Raw genomic sequence first — 20,991 nt, 5'->3', positions numbered from 1 at the left:
CACTTTGCGTTCACCACGTCGCGGGACGGGTCAGCCACGGGCGCTGTTTCACGTGAAACAGGCCTGCAGGAATCCTGCCCGGGGCCTGTGCTCCAATCCCCGTCATGCACCAACAACTCCTCGTTTTCGCGGGCAGCACCCGCCAGCAATCCTTCAACCGCCAACTGGCCCAGATCACCGCCACCATCGCGCGTGATGCCGGCGCCCAGGTCACGCTGCTGGAGCTTTCCGACTTTGACATCCCGCTGTACAACGCCGACCTCGAAGCCCAGGGCACGCCCGCCGATGTGCTGCGCCTCAAGCAGATCCTGTGGGAGCACCCGGGCTGGATCATCTGCTCGCCCGAATACAACGGCAGCTACACCGCCCTGCTCAAGAACACCATCGACTGGGCATCCAGCCCCGTCAAAGGTCACCCTGACTGGCAGGATGGCACCCGGCCGTTCCGGGGCAAGGTAGTGGGCATGCTCAGCGCCTCGCCGGGTGCTCTGGGCGGCCTGCGCTCGCAAAGCCACCTGGCACCCCTGCTCACCAACCTGGAATGCTGGCTGGCACCCCAGGCCTTTGCACTGGGCCAGGCGGGCAGCGCCTTCGACGACCAGGGTGCACTGGTGGACCCGGCCCACCGCGACCGCGTGCGCACCGTGGTCGATCAGGTGCTGTGGGCGGCCGAGCGGCTGCACCCCACAGCGGCCTGAGCATTGCAGCAAAAATAGCGCCTATGCCCGATGGCAGGCACAGGCAGCACTCACCACAGGAGTAACCCATCCATGGATTGCCGCCCCGGCTGCGGCGCCTGCTGCACCGCCCCCTCCATCAGCTCGCCCATTCCGGGCATGCCGCAAGGCAAACCCGCGGGTGTGCCCTGCATCCAGCTGGGCGACGACGCCCGCTGCCGGATCTTCGGACAACCCGGGCGCCCCGCCGTGTGCAGCGGGCTCATGCCCTCGACCGAAATGTGCGGCTCCAACCGGGAATACGCCATGCGCTACCTGGCACGCCTGGAAGAGCAGACCCGTCCCGCGTGAAAAGCGGGCGCCAGCACCTGCCCAGAGGCCCGGTGCCTGCTCCCTTTCTCCCCACATCGCCCTGCACGAAGCCGCTGTGACCCACCTGGCCGCCTGCCGCGAGCGCGTGGCGGGACGCCCTGCCGTGCAGGCAGCCATGAAGGTCGAAGGTCTGTTGAAGTGAAACACCCCGGTCCGGTGGCACTTCGCACCTTTCCCCTAGAGGAGGCAGCGCTTGCACGGCAGCCGCTGGATTGGGACGCCCCCGTTTCAGGCTACGCGCTGAACGCGCAGCACCATGGCCAGCTGAAATGCAAGACGCAGCTACAACGGCCGCTGGCGCGCCGCCACCAGCGCCCCAAGCCACAACGCAACAGCCGAATACACGAGGCCACGCGCCAGTCCACCGGGGCCGTCGGCAATCCAGCCCACCACCGTAGGCCCCACGATCTGCCCGACAGCAAACACGACGGTGAACGCACTGATGCCACCGGCCCACTGCGCCGGCGGCAGGTTGTGGCGCACCAGCGCCGTAGTAGAGGCCACCACGGCCAGGAAGACCCCGCCAAACAACAGGCCCGATGCCATCACCACGGGCCAGGCCGAGGTCAGCGCCGGCAGCAGCGTGGCCGCGCCCAGCAGGCCGTTGAGGAGGGCCAGCGCCTGCCCGCCGCGGCTGCGGTCCAGCAAACCCGCCCAGACACGCGACGACAACACCACCGCCAGCCCCAGCAGGGCATAAAACAGCGTCACGGTGCCGCTGGCCATGCCCTGCTCGCGCAGCAGCGCCACCACAAAGGTCATGTAGCCGATATAGCCCACGCCAAACAGGGTGTAGCCCAGCAGGGCCGGTGCCAGTGCGCGCAAGGGCACGGGCGCAGGCGGCGCAGCCGGGCCAGCAACCGCCTTTGCACCCACACCCATGCCTGCCACAGTGGCGGGCGCAGGTGCCGGCGCCGTCAGCACGCGCAGCGCACGCACGGGCCACACCAGCACCACGGTGGCCAGCGCACACACGGCTGCCAGCGCCCACCAGGCCCAGGTCCAGCCGTGCAGCGCCGGGGCCGATGCCAGCACGGACGGCACCAGCAAGGCCGAGGCGCTGATGCCCCAGCCCACGCCACCGTAATACAGGCCCAGCAGCAGGCCACTGCGGCCCACGTCCAGGGCGCCCAGGCGCGCCGCCATCAGCCCGCCGGCAATAAAGATCACGGCACTGGCCACGCCCGCCAGCAGACGCTGCAGCAGCAGCGGGGCGGCCTCGACAAAGAAGCCGCTCAAGGCCATGAACAGCGTGGCCAGCACCGCACCCCACAGCAGCAAGGTACCGGGCGCCAGGCGCCGCAGCAGCGCGGGTGCGACCAGAGCACCCAGCAGATAACCCAGCGCATTGAAAGTGTTCATGGCCCCGGCCAGGGTGTAGGTCCAGCCCAAGTCCTCGCGCATCACGGGCAGCAGCAGGGCATAGGCAAAGCGCGTGATACCCAGCGAAACGGCCGCACCCAGCGACAGCGCCAGCACCACGCCCACCGGATGGGCGCGCAAGCCTTGCAGGCTTCTTATATGGTTTGTCTCCATGGCACTGATTGTGCCTGCGGGCACGGCTGCGGCCTGTCGGTGCCCCATATCAAATATCAATCAAAAACAGTCTCAAACCATTACGTACAAAGCACATGAAGCTATCATTTTAGAAAAACCAGATTCTTTTGCGGTAGCGCAGATAGCACACAATGGCTTTACCGTGCTGCCCGCCGCATACTGCAGCAAGTGCGGCACTGCAGTACCCTTGAGCGTGAACTTGCCTCCATGCAAATCCCCTCTTCCCATTGCGACGAAAGCTTTTCATGCCCTCCTTGTTCGAACCCGTCCAGGCCGGTGACCTGCAACTGGCCAACCGCATCGCCATGGCGCCGCTCACGCGCAACCGCGCACCCGACGCCATTCCCACGCCGCTCATGGCCACCTACTACACGCAGCGCGCCAGCGCCGGCCTGCTGATCACCGAGGCCACCGCCATCAGCCCCCAGGGCCAGGGCTATGCCGACGTGCCCGGCCTGTATGGCACCGAGCAGCTCGACGGCTGGAAGCGCGTGACCAGCGCCGTGCATGCGGCCGACGGCAAGATCGTGGTGCAGCTGTGGCATGTGGGCCGCATCTCGCACACCGACCTGCAGCCCGGCAACGCGGCCCCGGTGGCGCCCTCGGCCATTCGCGCCAAGGCCAAGACCGTGCTGATCAAGGACGGCGTGCCCACCTACACCGACACCTCCATGCCCCGCGCGCTCGACCTGAGCGAGCTGCCCGGCATCGTGCAGGACTATCGCCATGCTGCACGCAACGCCATCGCCTGCGGCTTTGATGGCGTGGAGATCCACGGCGCCAACGGTTACCTGCTCGACCAGTTCCTGAAGACCGGCGCCAACCGGCGTACCGACGACTATGGCGGCAGCATCAGGAACCGCGCCCGGCTCACGCTGGAAGTGGTGCGCGCCATCGTCGATGAAATCGGCGGCGGCCGCACCGGCATCCGCCTGTCGCCCGTCACCCCCGCCAACGACATCGTGGACGACAACCCCCAGCAGCTGTTCGACTACCTGCTGGCCCAGCTCGCGCCGCTCGGGCTGGCCTATGTGCACATCGTCGAAGGGGCCACCGGCGGCCCCCGTGAACTGCCCGACCGTCCCTTTGACTATGCCGCCCTCAAGGCCGTGTACCGCAAGGCCGGCGGCAAGGGGGCCTGGATGGTGAACAATGCCTACGACCGCCCCCTGGCCGAAGCCGCCGTGGCCGCCGGCGCCGACATCGTGGCCTTTGGCCGACCTTTCATTGCCAACCCCGACCTGGTGGCCCGGCTGGAAAAGAACGCGCCCCTGAACGCACCCGACAGCACCACCTTCTATGGTGGCGGTGCCGCCGGCTACACCGATTACCCCACCCTCTACTGAAGTTTTCGGGACCGGGACCGGCTTCGTCCGCAGCCGCCCGGTTCAGGCGGCCGACAGCACCAGTCGTGCGCACAGGCCCACGCCCCCTGGGCCGGGCACGAATTCGTGGTGCGCGCCCAGCAACTCCGCGTAGCGCGCCACAATGGCCAGGCCCAGACCGGCACCCTGTCCCAGGCGCTTGCCCTCCTGGCCCTGCACCCAGCGCTGGTGCACTTCCTGGTGCCGGGCCGGCAGGCCGGGCCCGTTGTCGGTCACGGACAGCACCACCCTGGCGCCCTCATGCGACAACGCCACGGTCACACGCGGCACGCCGCCTGCGGCGGGCTTGCCATAGCGCAGCGCGTTGTCAATGAGGTTGTTGAGCACCCCTTCGATCAGCACCGCCTGCCCTTGCACCATCACCGGCTCGTCCAGGCCAACCGCGCCCAGGTCCACGCCGGCCGCATCGGCCCGGGGCAGGAAATGCAGGACCGCGTTGCGCACCAGTTCATGGAGCGCCACCGCCCCGCGCGGGATGGCGTGGCGCGCCTCATCGGCCAGGGCCAGGGCCAGCAACTGGTCCACCAGGTGGCTGGCGCGCGCCTGGCTGTCCACGATGCCCGCCAGCTGCTCCCGCCAGACGGCGGGATCCTTCTGCGCCAGGCCGTAACTGGCCAGGGCGCGGATGCCCGCCAGCGGCGTGCGCAGCTCGTGCGCCACGTTGCCGGCAAATTCCCGCTGCGCCTGCACGCCCTGGGCCACGCGGTCGAGCAGGTCGTTCACCGAGGCGCCCAGGCGCTGCACATCACGTGTGGAGGCATCCACGGGCACGGACGCCAGGTCGCGCACATCGCGCCGGTCCAGCGCATGCTGAAAGTCCGCCAGGGGCTGCAGGTCGCGCTGAATGGCCCGCCGCAGCCACACGGCCAGCACCAGCAACAGCAGCAGCTGCGAAACCACCGAATACAGGAGCACGCTGCGCAGCATGGCGCTGCGTCCCAGCACGGTCTGGGCCGTCACCACCTCGAAGGGCTGCGGCGTGGTCCGCTGCAGGCGCACGGCGCGCAGCGAGCGGCCGTGGTATTGGATGTCGGAAAAGCGATAGACGTCGTCTCCGCGCGGGGGCGACACCGGCAGATCGGACCAACCCGCCAGCACCGAGCCGTCAGGGCGCAACACCGCAAAGTACACCGTCTCCGCCTGGTCGAACAGCACCGCCTTGATCTCGCGGACCGACAACGTGAAAGCGAGTTGATCGTCCACCACCCGCACATTGGTGGCCACGGCATACGCATCGTCGAGCAAGGAGCGGTCGAACGCCCGCTGCGTGAAGCTGTTGGCCACCAGCACCGATGCCACCGTGCCCGCCAGCCAGGTCAGGCCCAGCGGCAGCAGCACGTGGCGCAGCAGCCGCGCGCGCAACGAGGGTGCGGGCGGCACGGGCAACGGGTCCAGAGGGGCCAAAGGCCGGGGTGGATCGGCAGGCCGGCTCATGGCGTGGTCAACGGGTCTGCTTCCAGCATGTAGCCCAGCCCGCGCAAGGTGCGGATGCTGACGGCGCTGCCGGCCAGTTTCTTGCGCAGGCGCGAGATAAAGGCCTCGAGCGCATTGTCCCCCAGGGAATCATCAAAGCTGGACAGCTTGTCGGACAGCTTGCGCTTGCTGACCACATGGCCCGGCGGCGTCATCAGCTCCCACAGCACCTCGAACTCACGCGCCGGCAACTCCAGCAGCGTGCCATGCAGCGTGAAGCGGCGGGCGCGCCGGTCCAGCACCAGTGCGCCCGCCGCGGTGCGATCGCCGGTGCCCTGGGTGCGCCGCACCAGGGCACGCAGCCGGGCCTCCACTTCGGCCAGATCGAACGGCTTGCCCAGGTAGTCGTCGGCCCCCGCATCGAGCCCGGCGATGCGCTCATCGGTACGGTCGCGGGCCGTCAACACCAGGACCGGCGTGCGGTCGCCGCGCGCACGCGCCATGCGCAGCGCCGTGAGGCCGCTGCCCATCAGGCTGTCCGGTACAGCGTCCAGCGGCAAGGTCAGGTCCAGCAGCACGGCATCGAAGGTTTGTACCCGCCAGAAGTGCTGGGCCTCGGCCACGCTGGCGGCGGCATCCACCCGGTGCCCTGCATCGGTGAGGCTGCGCAGCATCACACCACGCAGCACGGCATCGTCTTCTACAACCAGGATTCGCATGGGCGCGGGGGCACTCGGGTAATGGGGATACGCATTTTTACGCAGGGCCCAGGTCAGGCGGCGGTCAGGCAGGCACAACGATAAACGGAGGATGAGCATACGACAGTTGATCTTCATCGCCGCGCTGGTCAGCCCCCTGGCCGGCTGGGCCCAGCAAAGCACGCCCGCCCCCGCCGCCCTCACGCTGGCACAGACGCTGGCAGCGGCACGCGACAACAGCGATGTGGCGCTGGCGCGCCACGCGCTGGCCGCAGCCCGCTCCGACATCCTGAGCGCCGACCATGCGCCCGCCCCCGTGCTGAGCGCCAAGACCGCCTCCATCGACCTGCAGAACGGCATCGGCGGCGGCAACCTGCTGACGCGCAAGCGCATCGACAAATCCATCGGCATCGACTGGACCTGGGAGCGCGGCAACAAGCGGGCGTTGCGCACGCTGGCCGCCCAGCGCAACGCCGATGCGGCCCAGGCCGATGTGAACGAGGTGCAGGTCCAGCAGCTGCAGGCCGCGCTGGCCGCCTATTACGACCTGCTGGCCGCCCAGCAGCGTGCGCGGGAGACCGCCGAGATGGAGCGCAGTGCCAAGGAACTGGCACGCCTGGCCCAGCGGCGCGTGCAGGCCGGCGACCTGTCGGTGCAGGATGCCGCACGCACCAGCATCGAGGCAGAACGCGCCCGCGCCGACACGCAGACAGCGCTGCTCGACAAGGAAAACGCCGCCCTGGCACTGGCACAGGTGATCGGCCGTGGCGTCGGACTGGAGGCCTCGGAGGCCGACTGGCCCACCCTGTCAGACCCCAACGGTCCGGGCGGTGACCTGGCCGCCTGGGTCGAAGCGCGTGCCGACGTGCGCGCGGCCACGGCCCGCGTCCAGGCTGCCCAGGCCGCGCTGGACCACGCCAGTGCCCTGCGCAAGGCCGACTGGACGGTCGGCGCCTCGTACGACCACTTCCCGGGCACGTCGAACCGCCTGGTAGAACTGCGCGTCTCGGTGCCGCTGCAGTGGGGCTACCGCTACGAAGGCGAGATCGGCCGCGCCCAGGCCGAATACACCCAGGCCCAGGACACCCTCGAAAAGACCCGCCGCCTGGCCCAGCTCGACCTGCAACACCTGCAGCAGGCTGCGGCTGGTACCGCGCAGCGCAGCGCCAGTTTCGACAACGGCATCCTGCCGCGCGCACGCCAGGTGGCGCAAAGCGCCGAACTCGCCTACGCCAAGGGCGCCACCTCGCTCACCGACCTGCTCGACGCCCGCCGAACCCTGCGCGCCACCGCGCTGGAAGCGCTCTCCGCCCGCCTCGAACACGCCAAGGCCCTCGGCGCCTGGCAGTTGCGCACGCAGCCACAGACGCTGTCTGTGGCCCCCTGATCTTTCTCTTTGCCTGGACCCACCCATGGTGCACTCTTTCACCTTCCACCTGCGCGTGCGCAACGCCTCCTCGCGCTCCATCACCACCCGCAGCCTGCTCGCCCTGGCCCTGGGATGCAGCGCCTTGCTGGCCGGCTGCGGTGAAGCCACCGCCCCCGCAGCAGCCCCCGCCGAAGCCGCACCTCCCGTCGTGCAGGGAGCGCAGCTGCGCTTTCCAGCCGACCATCCACAGCTCGCCCTGCTGCGGGTGAGCGACGCCCAGCCCGCCAAGGAGATCGTCATCGACCTGCCTGCCAAGCTGGTCTGGAACGAAGAGCGCACCCAGCGCATCTACCCGCCGTTCGCGGGCCGCGTGGCGGCCATCCGTGCCGACCTGGGCCAGACAGTGAAAGCGGGTAGCCCGCTGGCCCTGCTGGCCTCGCCCGATTTTGGCCAGGCCCAGGCCGATACCGCCAAGGCCCATGCCGACCAGGTACTCGCGCAGCAGGCACTGCGCCGCCAGCGCGAGCTGTTCGAGGCCGGCATCGTGGCCCGCAAGGACCTGGAACAGACCGAGGCCGACGCCGCGCGCGCCCAGGCCGAGGTGGCCCGAGCCGCCGCCCGCACCAGCCTGTATGGCGGCGGTACCACCGTGAACCAGCAACTCGCCATCTCGGCCAACATGGGCGGCGTGGTGGTCGAGCGCAACCTCAACCCCGGCCAGGAACTGCGACCCGACCAGTCGGGCCCCGGTGCGCCCGCGCTGTTCGTGGTGACCGATCCCTCCTCGCTGTGGGTGCAGATCGATGCGCGCGAAGGCGACCTCGCCTCGCTGCGCCCCGGAGACGGTTTCACACTGCAAGTGCCCGCCTACCCGGGCGAGACCTTCACGGGCCGCGTGATGGCCACGGCCGACGCCATCGACCCCACCACGCGCACACTGAAGGTGCGCGGCATGGTGCCCAACGCCGACCGCCGCCTCAAGGCCGAAATGCTGGCCACCGCGCATGTGAACGAGAGCCGCCGCAGCGGAGTCGTGGTGCCGGCCGAGGCCGTGACGCTCAATGGCAAGGTCCACACCGTCTTCGTGCAGCGCGAGCCCGGCGTGTTCGAGCCGCGCACCGTCACGCTGGGCCACGAAGGCCCGCGCGACGTGGTGGTGGCCACTGGCCTGGCCGCGGGTGAAAAAATCGTCACGCAGAACGTGCTGCTGCTGGCGCGGCAGTTCCAATCCGCCCAGGAAGAAGCGGCCATGAAGAAGGGCGCGCACCAATGAAGCGCCTGATCCAATACGCCCTGCACCAGCCGCTGTTCATCGTCCTGGGCACGCTGCTGTTTGCTGCAGCCGGCTTCTTTGCGTTCAAGAGCCTGTCCGTCGAGGCCTTCCCCGACGTGACCGACACCCAGGTCACGGTGATCGCGCTGTACCCTGGCCGCGCGCCCGAAGAGGTGGAAAAGCAGGTGACGCTGCCCATCGAGGTGGCGCTGGCGGGCCTGCCCAACTCGATCCGCGTGTTCTCGCACACACAGTTCGGCCTGTCGTTCAGCGTGGTCACCTACGACGACGCGGCCAACGTCAACATCGTGCGCCAGCAGATCGCCGAGCGCCTCTCCAGTGTGGACCTGCCGCCCGGCGTGCAGGCCAATATCGCTCCCAACGCCACACCCGTGGGCGAGATCATGCGCTACCGCCTCAAGGGTGACGGCCTCTCTACCACCGAAATCCGCACCATCGAGGACTGGACCGTGGAGCGCGCGCTGCGCCAGGTGCCCGGCGTGGCCGACGTGGTGGCCATGGGCGGCGCCATCAAGCAGTACGAGGTGCAGCCCGACCTCGACAAGCTGCGCGCCTACAAGGTCACCTTCCAGAACCTGCTCGATGCACTGGGGCGCGGCAACGCCAACGCCGGTGGCAGCTACGTGGCCCAGGGCGCGCAGCAGTACACCATCCGCGGCATCGGCCTGCTGCAGTCGGCCGACGACATCGGCCGCATCGTCGTGGCCGCGCATGGCGGCACGCCCATCCTGATCCGCGACATCGCCGAGGTGAAGACCGGCGCCGTGCCGCGCCTGGGCGTGGTGGGCCAGGATCTGGACGACGACGTGGTCACCGGCATCGTCATCATGCGCAAGGGCGAGAACCCCAGCGTGGTGCTCAAGGGCGTGAAGGACAAGATCGCGGCGCTCAATGCGCGCGGCCTGCCGCCGGGCGTGCAGATCGTGCCCTTCTACGACCGCACCTGGCTCATGGACAAGACGCTGACCACGGTGTTCCGCAACCTCGTGGAAGGCGCGCTGCTCGTGTCGCTCGTGCTCTACATCTTCCTGTCGAACCTGCGCGCCAGCCTGGCCGTGGTGGTGGTGATCCCGCTGTCGCTGCTCGCCACCTTCATGGGCCTGAAGGTCATGGGCGTGCCGGCCAACCTGCTGAGCCTGGGCGCCATGGACTTCGGCATCATCGTGGACGGCGCGGTGATCGTGGTCGAGAACATCATGCACCGCCTGGCCGAGCGCGGCGAGGACATGGACGAGCGCGACCGGCGCGACGTCATCATCGACGCCGCCAACGAGGTCGGCCGGCCCACGCTGTTCTCCATGCTCATCATCATCGCGGCGCATATCCCGATCTTCGCGCTGCAACGCCACGAGGGGCGCATCTTCCAGCCCATGGCGCTGTCGGTGACCATGGCGCTCGTGGGCTCGCTGATCTTCTCGCTCACGCTGGTGCCGCTCCTGGCCTACTGGATGCTCAAGCGCCGCCTGCCGCATGGCGACAACCGCGTGGTGCACACGGCCAAGAGCATCTACGCGCCCATCCTCGACTGGGCCCTCATACACCGCCGCAAGGTGGTGGTGATCGCCCTGGCCGCCTTTGGCCTGTCGGGCGTGGTGGCCTCGCGCCTGGGTTCGGAATTCCTGCCCGAACTCAACGAGGGCACCACCTGGGTCAACTTCGCGCTCTCCCCCACGGTATCGAGCGAGGAGGCCACGCGCATCCTGCGCATGGCGCGCAAGGCGCTGCTCACGGTGCCCGAGGTCAACACCACGGTCTCCAAGGCCGGCCAGCCCGAGGACGGAACCGACCCCAAGACCATCTCCATGGCCGAAATCTTCGTGGACGTGAAGCCCGAGGACCGATGGCGCGCCGGTATGACGCGCGAGAAGATCACCGAGGAGATGAGCCGCGCACTCTCTGGCATCCCCGGCATCGACCCGGCCTTCTCCCAGCCCATCCGCGACAACGTGCTCGAATCCATCTCGCAGATCAAGGGCCAGATCGTGATCAAGCTCGCGGGCGATGACCTTGCCGAGATGAAGCGCATCACCGATTCAATAGCGCGCGAGATCAAGCAGGTGCAGGGCGTGGCGCGTGCCGAGATCGACCGCGACGGCCAGGTGCCGCAGCTGCTCATCGAAATCAACCGCGACCGCGCCGCGCGCTACGGCCTGAACGTGGGTGACGTGCAGGACGTGATCGAGGCGGCGCTCGCCGGCAAGGCCGCCACCAGCCTGTGGGAGGGCGAACGCAAGTTCGCCGTGGCCGTGCGCCTGCCCAAGGACGAGCGCGTCATCGCCAACCTGCCACGCACGCCGATTGCCACCTCCGACGGCGGCTACGTGCCGCTCTCGGCCGTGGCCAACATCCGCGAGGGCATGGGCGCCATGAACATCGCCCGCGAGGCCGGGCGGCGCACCACCGCCATCGGCATCTTCATCCAGGGCCGCGACATGGGCTCCGTAGTGGCCGACATGAAAGAGCGCGTGGCGCGCAACGTGGAGATTCCCGACACCTACCAGCTCAACTGGTCGGGCGAGTTCGAGAACCAGGAACGCGCCATGAAGCGCCTGTCGGTCGTGGTGCCGATCTCGCTGCTGCTGATCTTCGTGCTGCTGTTCGACGCCTTCAAGTCGTTCAAGACGGCCTCTCTGATCCTCATCAACGTGCCACTGGCACTCGTCGGCGGCTTTGTCGCGCTGTGGGTGTTCGGCATTCCTCTGTCGGTGTCGGCAGCCATCGGCTTCATCGCGCTGTCCGGGCAGGCCGTGCTCAACGGGGTGGTGATGCTGTCGGTTTACCAGCAGCTGCAGGCCAGCGGCATGGGCGTGGTCGAGGCCGTGCGCCAGGGTTCCATGCAGCGCCTGCGCACGGTGCTCATGACGGCGCTGCTGGCCATGCTGGGCCTGCTGCCCATGGCGCTGTCGCACGAGATCGGCGCCGAGACGCAGCGCCCCCTGGCCATCGTGGTGATCGGCGGCCTGGTGACGGCCACGCTGCTGACCCTGGTGGTGCTGCCAGCGCTGTATGTGGCGTGGTTTGCGCCCCGCAGGCAGACCCCCGCCACCGGCGAACCCGGAGCCATCACATGACGCAGGGCACCGCCGTGCTGCTGCTGCATGGCTTGTGCAGCACCCCCGACGAACTGATGTCCCTGCATCCGGCGCTGCGTTCGGCGGGGTGCACGGTGGTGGCGCTGCGCATTGCGGGGTACTCGTTCGACCCGACGGCCCCTGTGCAGCGGGCCAGCGCCTGGCACACATGGATCGCTGCCATCGAAGCCGAGGTGGACGCGCTGCGGCGCACGCATGCGCGCGTGGCGCTCGTGGGCATCTCGGCCGGCGCATCGCTCGCATTGGGCGCGGCCATCCACTGCGGCACGCGGATAGACGCCATGGTGCTCATGTCCACCACGCTGCGCTTCGACGGCTGGGCCATTCCGCGCACCCAGTGGCTGCTGCCGCTGGCGCTGTACACGCCGCTGGGCCGCTGGTGGAGCTACCGCGAACGCCCGCCCTATGGCGTGAAGAACGAGCGCGTGCGCGCCTGGATCGAACGCGAGCTCCAGCAGCGCCGCATCTCGTGCGCCGGCGCGGCCGTACTGGGCATAGGCCACCTGCGCGAACACGACCGCTTGATCCGGCATGTGCGCAACCACCTGGGACGGGTGCAATGCCCGCGTGTGCTGGCCATCCATGCCCGCGAAGACGAGGTAGCCAGCCTGGCCAACCTCGACCTGCTTGCCCGGGGGCTGGGCGCATCCCGCCTGCGCACCCTGGTGCTGGACAACAGCTACCACATGGTTTGCATCGACAACGACCGCCAGCAGGTCGCCAGCGAAACCGCCGCATTCGTGGTGCAGCCCCACGCCGCTCCCGGACCGGACCGGGTGGCGCCTTCATCCCTTGCCACCGCGCCCTGAAGAGCGTTGCCGTGGCTTCCACGCCAATCACCATGCACACCGATACCTACACCACCCTGTGCTCCATGCTGGAGCAGAAATTCCACGTCGACCCGGCCCGGCTGAGCCCCGGCATCTGCCTGGAAGAGATCGGACTGGATTCCCTGTCGCTCATGGAGTTCGTTTTCAACGCCGAAGACACATTTCACCTGCGCATCCCCGAAGACCTGCTCGACCCCCGCCAGGGCGGCATCACCCTGCAGCATGTCTGCGATGTGATCGAGGCGCTGCAGGCTGCACCCGCCACCGGTACCGGCGCATGAACAGGCCGGTACGCATCGCGGGCTACGGCATCGTCACGCCACTGGGCAACGAACTGACGCCGTTCGATGACCGCCTGTTCCGTGGGCACTCCTCGGTGCGGGCGCATGCACTGACCCTGCCCGGTCTGGACCCCATGCTGCTGCCCGTGGCGCCATGCGCATTCGACGAAAGCGCGGCACGCGCACCTTCCAACCTGCCGGTGGACCGCGGCACGGCCATGGCCCTGGCCGCGGCCCAGTCGGCCCTGCAGGCCGCGGACCTCGGGGCAACAGACCCGCAAAGGCTGGGGATCTTCTGGGGCAGCGGCATGGGCGGCTCGGCCAGCTTCGATGCCACCTGCCAGGCGCTCTATGGCCAGCACCGGCGAATGCGCCCCACCACGGTGCTCACTACCATGCCCAACGCCGCCGCAGCCGAACTGGCACTGCGCCACGGCGCCCGGGGGGCATCGCTCACCTACGCCTGTGCCTGCGCCTCTTCCGCCGTGGCCATTGGCGAGGCGCTGCGGGCCCTGCGCGCCGGCTGGATCGACATCGCCATCGCCGGGGGACACGAGGCCATGCTGACCCCGGGTGTTCTGGCCAGCTGGCATGCCATGCGCGTGCTTGCGCCGCTGCGCGAGGATGCCGATGCCGCCACGGCCTGTCGTCCGTTCTCTGCCGACCGCGCGGGCTTCGCCCTGGGCGAAGGCGCGGCGGCGCTGGTGCTGGAATCCGAAGCGCATGCGCAGGCGCGCGGCGCACGCTCGCCACTCTTCCTGGCCGGCTATGCCACCAACTGCGACGCCATGCACATCACCCAGCCACAGGCCGCAGGCCAGACCCGCGCCATGCGTGCCGCACTGCAGGATGCGGGGCTGGCCCCTTCGGACATTGGCTATATCAATGCCCATGGCACGGCAACCCTGGCGGGCGATGCCGCAGAAGCGCAGTCCGTGGCCGAGGTGTTCGGCAACACAACGCCCGTGAGCTCGACCAAGGCCATCCACGGCCACTTGCTGGGCGCGGGCGGGGCGGTGGAAATGGTGGCCGTGCTGCGTGCCCTGGAGAGGCGTTGCCTGCCGCCCACGGCGCATCTATCAGGGGCCGACCCGGCCTTCAGGCTGGATCTGGTGCGTGGCGCCGCACGCGACGCACCGCAACTGCGCTATGCCTTGTCCAATTCGTTCGCCTTCGGCGGCACGAATGCCGTGCTCATCGCTGGACGCGACCATTGATTCCATTGCCCCACCATTCGTTCAGCGGATGGTGAACCGCCGCCTGGGCGACCGGAAATTCTTACATTCGCCAGCGTTTTAACAACAGCGCATTGGCCATCACGCTCACCGAACTCAGCGCCATGGCCGCGCCCGCCACCACCGGGTTCAGGTAGCCCAGCGCCGCCAGCGGAATGCCGGCCACGTTGTAGACAAAGGCCCAGAACAGGTTCTGCCGGATTTTCGCCACCGTGCGGCGCGAGATGTCCAGGGCCGCCGCCACCAGCATCGGGTCGCCGCGCATCAGCGTGATGCCGGCGGCGTGCATGGCCACGTCGGTGCCGTTGCCCATGGCCATGCCGACATCGGCGGCGGCCAGGGCGGGCGCGTCATTCACGCCGTCGCCCACCATGGCCACGGTGTGGCCCCCGGCCTGCAGCGCCTGCACGCGGGCCGCCTTGTCGCCCGGCAGCACCTCGGCCATCACCTCGCCCGCATCGGGGTCCAGCCCCAGGCGCCGGGCCATGGCCTCGGCCGCGCCCCGGTTGTCGCCCGAAACCATCACCGTGCGCACGCCCAGGGCGCGCAGGGCCGCCAGCGCCTCGCGCGCGCCAGCCTTGGGCTCATCGCCAAAAGCCAGAATGGCGCGCAGGGCCAGCCCGTCGGTGGTGCGCTCGGCCAGGGCCGACACCGTGGCGCCCGTGCTCTGCAACTCGGCAGCCCGCACCGCCAGCGCACCCAGCCCCACACCCAGTTCGGCCATCCAGCGCAGGCTGCCCACCAGGTAGCTGCGCGCCTGCACCTCGCCCTCGGTGCCGCGCCCCGGCGCGGCGCGCACGCCGTCGGGCGCCACGGGCTGCAGGCCGCGCTCTTGCGCAGCCGCCACCACGGCCCGGGCCAGCGGGTGCTCGCTGCCGCTTTGCACGCTGGCCACGGCCGCCAGCACGGCCGCCTCGTCCTGGCCCGGCGCCACCTCGAAGGCGGTCAGCCGGGGCCGGCCCACGGTGAGGGTGCCGGTCTTGTCGAAGGCCACCACATCCACCTTGTGCGCCAGCTCCAGCGCCTGCGCGTCCTTGATGAGAATGCCGTGCTTCGCCGCCACCCCAGTGCCCGCCATGATGGCCGCCGGCGTGGCCAGTCCCAGCGCGCAGGGGCAGGCAATCACCAGCACGGCCACGGCGTGGATCACTGCCGCCTCGAAACCCGTGCCCGTCCACAGCCAGACGAGCAGCGTGGCCAGCGCCACCACCAGCACCACCGGCACGAACACCGCCGACACCTGATCGACCAGGCGCTGGATGGGCGCCTTGGCGGCCTGCGCATCCTCGACCAGGCGGATGATGCGCGACAGCACCGTCTCGGCACCCACCGCCGAGACCTGCATCACCACCCGGCCGTCGCCATTGATGGAGCCGCCGGTCAGCGGCGCGCCCACCTCGCGCGTCACGGGCAGGGGTTCGCCGGTGAGCATGGACTCGTCCACCTGGGTGTGGCCCTCCAGAATGCGGCCATCCACCGGAATGCGCTCGCCCGGGCGCACCACCAGCCGGTCGCCCGCCATCACCTCGGCCACCGGCACATCCACCTCGCCGTCACGCCCCAGCATGTGGGCCACATCGGGGCGCAGCGCGTGCAGCGCGCGGATGGCCGCCGTGGTCTGGCGCTTGGCGCGCGCCTCCAGCCACTTGCCCAGCAGCACCAGCGTGACCACCACGGCAGACGCCTCGAAGTACAGGTGCGGCGCATGCCCCTCGTGCGCCGTCAGCCACAGCCACATCGACAAGCCCCAGCCCGCCGACGTGCCAATGGCCACCAACAGATCCATATTGCCCGTCAGCGCCTTCAGCGCATACCAGCCCGCCTTGTAGAACCGCGCCCCCAGAATGAACTGCACCGGGGTGGCCAGCGCAAACTGCACCCAGGCCGGCAGCATCCAGTGCTGGCCGAACAGATCGCCCAGCATGGGCAGCACCAGCGGGGCCGACAGCAGCAGGCCCACGCCCACCGGCAAAAAGCCGGCCCAGGGCGACAGGTCTTCGGGCGCATCGTCCTGCCCTGCCGCGCGCGGCTCGTAGCCCGCATTGCGCACGGCGCGGCGCAGCAGGGCATCCATGGCCGGGCCTGTCGCATCGGGCGGCACCCCATAGACGATGCGCGCCGACTCGGTGGCCAGGTTCACGGTGGCATCCTGCACGCCCGGCACCTTGCGCAGCGCGCGCTCGACGCGGCCCACGCAGCTGGCACAGGTCATGCCGCCGATGCCCAGGTCCAGGGTGTCCAGCGGTTCGGGGGGAGTGGCAGTTGTGTTCATAAAGGGTTACCGTAATCCTTGCCATGATGGCAAGGTCAAGTCAGTGCAGCGAACAACCGCGCCGCCACCAGTGCTTTCATCGGTTCTTGACTATGCCACCATGTCAAGGTTCACCATATCGGTGTCGTCATTTTTTCACCGGAGAAATCGCATGCAATACACCCTTCAAGTCCAGGGCATGACCTGCGGCCACTGCGAACGCGCCGTCACCCAGGCCGTGCAGCAGCTCGACCCCGCCGCCACCGTGCGCATCGACCGCGCACAAAACCGCGTCGATATCGACAGCACCCAGCCCCGCGAGGCCCTGGCCGCCGCCATTGCCGAAGAGGGCTACCAGGTCACCGCATGACCCCCACCCCAGGCTGGCCCGTGCCCATTGGCGAGGCCGCCCGGCGCGCCGGCGTATCGGCGCGCATGGTGCGCCACTACGAATCGCTGGGCCTGCTGCCCCCCGTGGGCCGCACCGACAGCGGCTACCGCCAATACACCGAGGCCGACGTGCACGCGCTGCGCTTCATCGGGCGCGCCCGCACGCTGGGCTTTGCCATGGAAGAAATCCGCGAACTGCTGGCGCTGTGGCAGGACAAGGGACGCGCCAGCGCCAGCGTCAAGCGCATAGCCCAGGGCCACATCGACGACCTGGCGGCCCGCATCGCCGCCATGCAGGCCATGCAGCGCACGCTGCAAACCCTGGTGTCGTGCTGCCAGGGCAACGACCGGCCCGATTGCCCGATATTGGACGACCTGGCGGCAGCGCCCGAATCACCCGATGCGCTGCCCAAAAAATTACTGTATCGATAGCGTTTTGCGCTTTTCACGAAAACGTCCGTAAAACCGCCCCCTACCGCAATCGGCGCCTACAGCTCACCTGATGGCTGTCCTGCGCGCCACGGCAGGAGCAGCCCCGCGCTTGGCGGGAACGGCCGTCAGCGGCTCGGGTCGCCGCAGCACCCCCTCGCACAGCGTGGCAATGCATTGCTGCACCACCTGCTCGGGCGTGTATTCGCCGCCGGGCTGGTACCAGCGGCCGATCCAGCTCAGGGCGCCGGCGATCACAAAGGCCGTCATCTTCGGGTCGCACGGCTGCAGCGAACCCTCTTGCACCCCTTGGGCCACCAGACGCCTGAAAGCCTGGTCGATCTCGGACTTCATGCGGCGCAGCTCCGTGCGGCTGGGCTCGGGCACCTCTTCGTCACCCACACGGATCAGGCACATGCCAAAGGGCTGCATCACGATGTCGGCATACACCTGCATGCAGGCGCGCAGCTGGTCCACCGCGTTGCCACCGGCCTGGCGCGAGGCTTCGATGCCTTCCAGCGTCATCTGCAGCCCCTGGCTCACGCACTGCAGCAGGATCTCGTCCTTGTTCTTCACGTAGTAGTACAGCGTGGGCTTGGTCACATGAAGCCGCGCGGCGATGTCGTCGAGCGAGGTGGCGTGAAACCCGCGCTCGTTGAACAACTGCGCGGCCGCCTGCAGCACGGCCTGGCGCTTGGCCTCGCGCTGCTGCTCTCGATCGGGGGCGGTAGCCCAGGGCGATGCCACGGCCGATGCCGTCTTCTTGGGGATCTTCGGGGTCTTGGCGGCCGTTGCTGGGTTCATGGTGCTTATCGCATCGGGAAACTACCGATGCCCGGGGAAGGTGGCTGACCCAAGAATCTACTCGTGAGTAAACAGTTTACGTAAAAGTAGAAATCTACAGGTGCGAACAAACCCGCATAAGAGCCCGATGGAGACCAACCAACCCCGTGGCCCTGCCACCGCCCCCCTGCTGGAGGTCGATGGCGTCACGCTCACCTTTGGTGGCGTGAAGGCGCTGTCGGGCGTGGGCTTGGATGTGCAGCCAGGCACCATCACCGCCGTGATCGGCCCCAACGGCGCCGGCAAGACCTCGCTGTTCAACACCATCTCGGGCTTCTACCGGCCGTCACAAGGCAGCATCCGGTTCAAGGGCCAGGACATCACGCGCATCCCCGCGCCGCAGCGCGCCCGCATGGGCCTGGGGCGGAGCTTCCAGAACATCGCACTGTTCCGCGGCATGACAGTGCTCGACAACATCAAGCTCGGCCGCCACGCGCACCTCCAGACCAACGTATTCGACGCGCTGCTGTACATGGGCCGCGCACGCCGCGAAGAGGCCGAGCTGCGCCGCGACATCGAGGAGCGCATCATCGACTTCCTCGAAATCGACCACATACGCCACGCGCCAGTCGCGGCCCTGCCCTACGGCCTGCAAAAGCGCGTGGAAATGGCGCGTGCCCTGGCCATGCAGCCCGAGATCCTGATGCTCGACGAGCCCGTGGCCGGCATGAACCGCGAGGAGACGGAAGACATGGCGCGCTTCATCCTCGACGTGCGCGCCGAATGGGGCGTGACGGTGCTGATGGTGGAGCACGACATGGGCATGGTGATGGACCTGTCCGACCACGTGGTGGTGCTCAACTTCGGCCAGGTGATCGCGCAGGGCACGCCCGCCGTGGTGCAGGCCGACCCCGAGGTCAACCGCGCCTACCTCGGCTCGGGCGACGTGGGTGACCTGCGCCGCAAGCTGCAGGCGGGTGCCACCACCGCGCAAGGAGCCGCATGATGGATTGGGCCTATCTGTTCGAGATCAGCCTCACCGGCATTGCCAGCGGCGGCCTCTACGCCCTGGCGGCGCTGGCCTTCGTGATGGTCTACAAGGCTACGCGCGTGGTCAACATCGCCATCGGCGAGCTGCTGATGGTGGGCGCCTACCTGTTCTTCACCTTTGCCTCCATGATGGCGCTGCCGCTGTGGCTGGCCATTCCGGCCGCCGTGCTCGGCACTGGCCTGCTGGGCGCGCTGATCGAGCGCACCATGATCCGGCCGCTGCTGGGTGAGCCGCCCATCTCGGTCTTCATGGTCACGGTGGGCCTGGGCTCGGTGCTGGTGGGCCTGGTCGAAATGATCTGGAGCGCCGACCAACGCCGCCTGCCCGACTTCATGCCCACGCAGCCCATCATGGTGGGCGATGCCTTCCTCGCACCCAAGGTGTTCTGGGGCGCGGTGATCGCGGTGCTGTTCATCGCCGCCGTGCTGCTGGTGTTCCGCTTCTGGCGCGGCGGCGTGGCGCTGCGCGCCACGGCCAGCGACCAGGCCGCGGCGTATTCCGTGGGCATCAACGTGCCGCGCGTGTTCTCGCTGGCCTGGGTGGCGTCGGCCATGCTGGCGGCCATCTCCGGGGTCATCGTCGGCTCGATCGGCGGCATCTCGTCCAGCATGGGCGTGTTCGGCCTGTCGGTGCTGGTCGTCGTCATCGTCGGCGGGCTCGACAGCGTGCTGGGCGCGCTCGTCGGCGGCCTGTGCATCGGCCTGGTCGAAGCCCTGGCCGGTGCCTACCTGGGCGGCGAATACAAGCTGCTCGCCACCTTCATCGTGCTGGTCGGCATCCTCATGGTCCGCCCCTATGGCCTGTTCGGCACCCACGAGATAGAGAGACTCTGATGCGTATCGGAACCCTCAAGGAAACCTATGTCGCCGACGCCGCGCTGTTCGACTCGCGCACGCAAAAGGCATGGTTGGCCGTGGCCGCCGCGCTGCTCGTGCTGTTCCCCTTCATGGCCAGCGACTACTGGCTCTACCTCGCCTGCCTGGTCAGCATCAATGTGGCCAGTGCCACGGGGCTCAACATCCTCACGGGCCACACCGGGCTGGTGAGCCTGGGCCAGGCGGCCTTCATGGGGCTGGGCGCCTACACGGTTGCGGTGCTGGAAACGCGCCTGGGCACACCCTTCCTGCTCAACCTGCTGGCCGGCGGATTTGTCGCCATGCTGGGCGGGCTGGTGGTGGGGATTCCGTCGCTGCGCGTCAAGGGGCTGTACCTGGCCATTGCCACCATCGCGGCATCGTTCATCGCGCACTTCATCTTTGCCAACTGGAAGTTCACCGGCGGCACCGGCGGCCTGAGCGTGCCGCCCGCCAGCCTGTTCGGCCTGCCGCTGGACACCTCGTTCCGCCTGTACTGGCTGATCGTTCCCGTCACCATCCTCATGCTGCTGGGCGCGGCCAACCTGTTCCGCACGCGCATCGGCCGCGCCTTCATCGCCATCCGCGACCGCGACATCTCGGCCGAGGTGCTGGGCATTCCGCTGCTGCGCTACAAGCTGCTGTCGTTCGGCCTGTCGTCGTTCTATGCCGGCGTGGCGGGCGGCCTATGGGCCTACTTCTTCCGCGTGGTCACGCCCGAGAGCTTTCCGCTGCTGATGTCCATCTTCTTTCTCGCGGCCATCATCGTCGGCGGCATGGGCTCCATCCTCGGCGGCATCCTCGGCGCGGTGTTCATGACCATGGTGCCCGAACTGCTCAAGCTGGTGTTCGACCTGCTGCCCAACAGCACCGAATACACGGTGTTCCTCTCGCCCGTGCGCACCATCATCTTCGGTCTGCTGATCATCGGTTTTCTGGTGTTCGAGCCGCACGGCCTGGCCGAAGTGTGGCGGCGCGTCCGCCGCTTCTTCCACCTGTGGCCCTTCCGCAACTGAAGCCACCACACCCC

The 20,991-nt window shown here is 68.6% G+C and carries 19 protein-coding genes; 14 read left to right on the top strand and 5 right to left on the bottom strand.

Features of this window, described 5'->3' with window-relative positions:
- Nucleotides 1-104 precede the first annotated feature (104 nt).
- A complete protein-coding gene (locus tag AC1RDS_RS07280) occupies nt 105-698 on the top strand; it encodes an NADPH-dependent FMN reductase (protein WP_092697284.1) in 594 nt (197 codons plus the stop codon).
- 72 nt (nt 699-770) lie between these two features.
- Nucleotides 771-1,028, top strand: a complete 258-nt coding sequence (locus tag AC1RDS_RS07275) for a YkgJ family cysteine cluster protein (RefSeq protein ID WP_092697283.1) — start codon at nt 771-773, stop codon at nt 1,026-1,028.
- 303 nt (nt 1,029-1,331) lie between these two features.
- Here AC1RDS_RS07275 and AC1RDS_RS07270 read toward each other — a convergent pair whose 3' ends face one another.
- Nucleotides 1,332-2,585, bottom strand: coding sequence for a YbfB/YjiJ family MFS transporter (locus AC1RDS_RS07270; protein ID WP_092697402.1), 1,254 nt, complete (start codon nt 2,583-2,585; stop codon nt 1,332-1,334).
- Nucleotides 2,586-2,851: 266 nt separating this feature from the next.
- Between AC1RDS_RS07270 and AC1RDS_RS07265 the strand changes: the two genes are divergently transcribed.
- A complete protein-coding gene (locus AC1RDS_RS07265) occupies nt 2,852-3,952 on the top strand; it encodes an alkene reductase (RefSeq protein ID WP_092697282.1) in 1,101 nt (366 codons plus the stop codon).
- A gap of 42 nt (nt 3,953-3,994) precedes the next feature.
- On the opposite strand, the gene AC1RDS_RS07260 is transcribed toward AC1RDS_RS07265, so the two are convergent.
- Together AC1RDS_RS07260 and AC1RDS_RS07255 are read right to left on the bottom strand one after the other, a co-directional pair.
- The gene (locus tag AC1RDS_RS07260) at nt 3,995-5,425 is read right to left on the bottom strand and encodes a sensor histidine kinase (RefSeq protein WP_287878313.1); all 1,431 of its coding nucleotides are present in this window, start codon (nt 5,423-5,425) and stop codon (nt 3,995-3,997) included.
- On the bottom strand, nt 5,422-6,123 hold the full coding sequence (locus AC1RDS_RS07255) for a response regulator (RefSeq protein ID WP_287878315.1): 702 nt from the start codon (nt 6,121-6,123) through the stop codon (nt 5,422-5,424). The genes AC1RDS_RS07260 and AC1RDS_RS07255 overlap by 4 nt, the downstream gene beginning before the upstream one ends.
- Nucleotides 6,124-6,214: 91 nt before the next feature.
- Between AC1RDS_RS07255 and AC1RDS_RS07250 the strand changes: the two genes are divergently transcribed.
- The 6 genes from AC1RDS_RS07250 (at nt 6,215) to AC1RDS_RS07225 (ending at nt 14,185) form a co-directional block, all read left to right on the top strand.
- Nucleotides 6,215-7,489: a TolC family protein gene (locus tag AC1RDS_RS07250; protein WP_348682784.1), complete on the top strand. Its 1,275-nt coding sequence runs from the start codon at nt 6,215-6,217 to the stop codon at nt 7,487-7,489.
- A gap of 25 nt (nt 7,490-7,514) precedes the next feature.
- A complete protein-coding gene (locus tag AC1RDS_RS07245; RefSeq protein WP_348682783.1) occupies nt 7,515-8,744 on the top strand; it encodes an efflux RND transporter periplasmic adaptor subunit in 1,230 nt (409 codons plus the stop codon).
- Nucleotides 8,741-11,836: an efflux RND transporter permease subunit gene (locus AC1RDS_RS07240; protein ID WP_092697277.1), complete on the top strand. Its 3,096-nt coding sequence runs from the start codon at nt 8,741-8,743 to the stop codon at nt 11,834-11,836. Before AC1RDS_RS07245 ends, AC1RDS_RS07240 begins: the two co-directional genes overlap by 4 nt.
- Entirely contained in the window at nt 11,833-12,666 is an 834-nt protein-coding gene (locus AC1RDS_RS07235; protein ID WP_092697276.1) for an alpha/beta hydrolase, read from the top strand. Before AC1RDS_RS07240 ends, AC1RDS_RS07235 begins: the two co-directional genes overlap by 4 nt.
- A 65-nt stretch (nt 12,667-12,731) precedes the next feature.
- On the top strand, nt 12,732-12,968 hold the full coding sequence (locus AC1RDS_RS07230) for a phosphopantetheine-binding protein (protein WP_425285644.1): 237 nt from the start codon (nt 12,732-12,734) through the stop codon (nt 12,966-12,968).
- Entirely contained in the window at nt 12,965-14,185 is a 1,221-nt protein-coding gene (locus AC1RDS_RS07225; RefSeq protein WP_092697274.1) for a beta-ketoacyl-[acyl-carrier-protein] synthase family protein, read from the top strand. Before AC1RDS_RS07230 ends, AC1RDS_RS07225 begins: the two co-directional genes overlap by 4 nt.
- Before the next feature lie 61 nt (nt 14,186-14,246).
- Here AC1RDS_RS07225 and AC1RDS_RS07220 read toward each other — a convergent pair whose 3' ends face one another.
- Nucleotides 14,247-16,475 (bottom strand): heavy metal translocating P-type ATPase, encoded by a 2,229-nt coding sequence (locus tag AC1RDS_RS07220; protein ID WP_348682782.1) that lies wholly within the window; start codon nt 16,473-16,475, stop codon nt 14,247-14,249.
- Between the two features lie 151 nt (nt 16,476-16,626).
- Here AC1RDS_RS07220 and AC1RDS_RS07215 point away from each other — a divergent pair, with 151 nt between their 5' ends.
- Entirely contained in the window at nt 16,627-16,824 is a 198-nt protein-coding gene (locus AC1RDS_RS07215; RefSeq protein ID WP_026437668.1) for a heavy-metal-associated domain-containing protein, read from the top strand.
- Nucleotides 16,821-17,276, top strand: coding sequence for a Cu(I)-responsive transcriptional regulator (cueR, locus tag AC1RDS_RS07210; RefSeq protein ID WP_348682781.1), 456 nt, complete (start codon nt 16,821-16,823; stop codon nt 17,274-17,276). The genes AC1RDS_RS07215 and cueR overlap by 4 nt, the downstream gene beginning before the upstream one ends.
- A 63-nt stretch (nt 17,277-17,339) precedes the next feature.
- On the opposite strand, the gene AC1RDS_RS07205 is transcribed toward cueR, so the two are convergent.
- Nucleotides 17,340-18,077, bottom strand: coding sequence for a TetR/AcrR family transcriptional regulator (locus tag AC1RDS_RS07205; RefSeq protein ID WP_092697271.1), 738 nt, complete (start codon nt 18,075-18,077; stop codon nt 17,340-17,342).
- A 127-nt stretch (nt 18,078-18,204) separates the two neighbouring features.
- On the opposite strand from AC1RDS_RS07205, the gene AC1RDS_RS07200 reads away from it, so the two are divergent.
- Genes AC1RDS_RS07200 through AC1RDS_RS07190 form a run of 3 tightly spaced genes read left to right on the top strand, consistent with a single transcriptional unit; the run spans nt 18,205 to nt 20,977 of the window.
- On the top strand, nt 18,205-19,062 hold the full coding sequence (locus AC1RDS_RS07200; RefSeq protein ID WP_348682780.1) for an ABC transporter ATP-binding protein: 858 nt from the start codon (nt 18,205-18,207) through the stop codon (nt 19,060-19,062).
- Entirely contained in the window at nt 19,059-19,940 is an 882-nt protein-coding gene (locus AC1RDS_RS07195) for a branched-chain amino acid ABC transporter permease (RefSeq protein ID WP_092697269.1), read from the top strand. Before AC1RDS_RS07200 ends, AC1RDS_RS07195 begins: the two co-directional genes overlap by 4 nt.
- On the top strand, nt 19,940-20,977 hold the full coding sequence (locus AC1RDS_RS07190) for a branched-chain amino acid ABC transporter permease (RefSeq protein ID WP_092697268.1): 1,038 nt from the start codon (nt 19,940-19,942) through the stop codon (nt 20,975-20,977). The genes AC1RDS_RS07195 and AC1RDS_RS07190 overlap by 1 nt, the downstream gene beginning before the upstream one ends.
- Nucleotides 20,978-20,991 lie beyond the last annotated feature (14 nt).

Source organism: Acidovorax sp. GW823-FHT02H02 (genome assembly GCF_058797075.1).
Note: the sequence above shows the minus strand (reverse complement) of the source record. Positions and strands in the feature narration are given on the sequence as shown.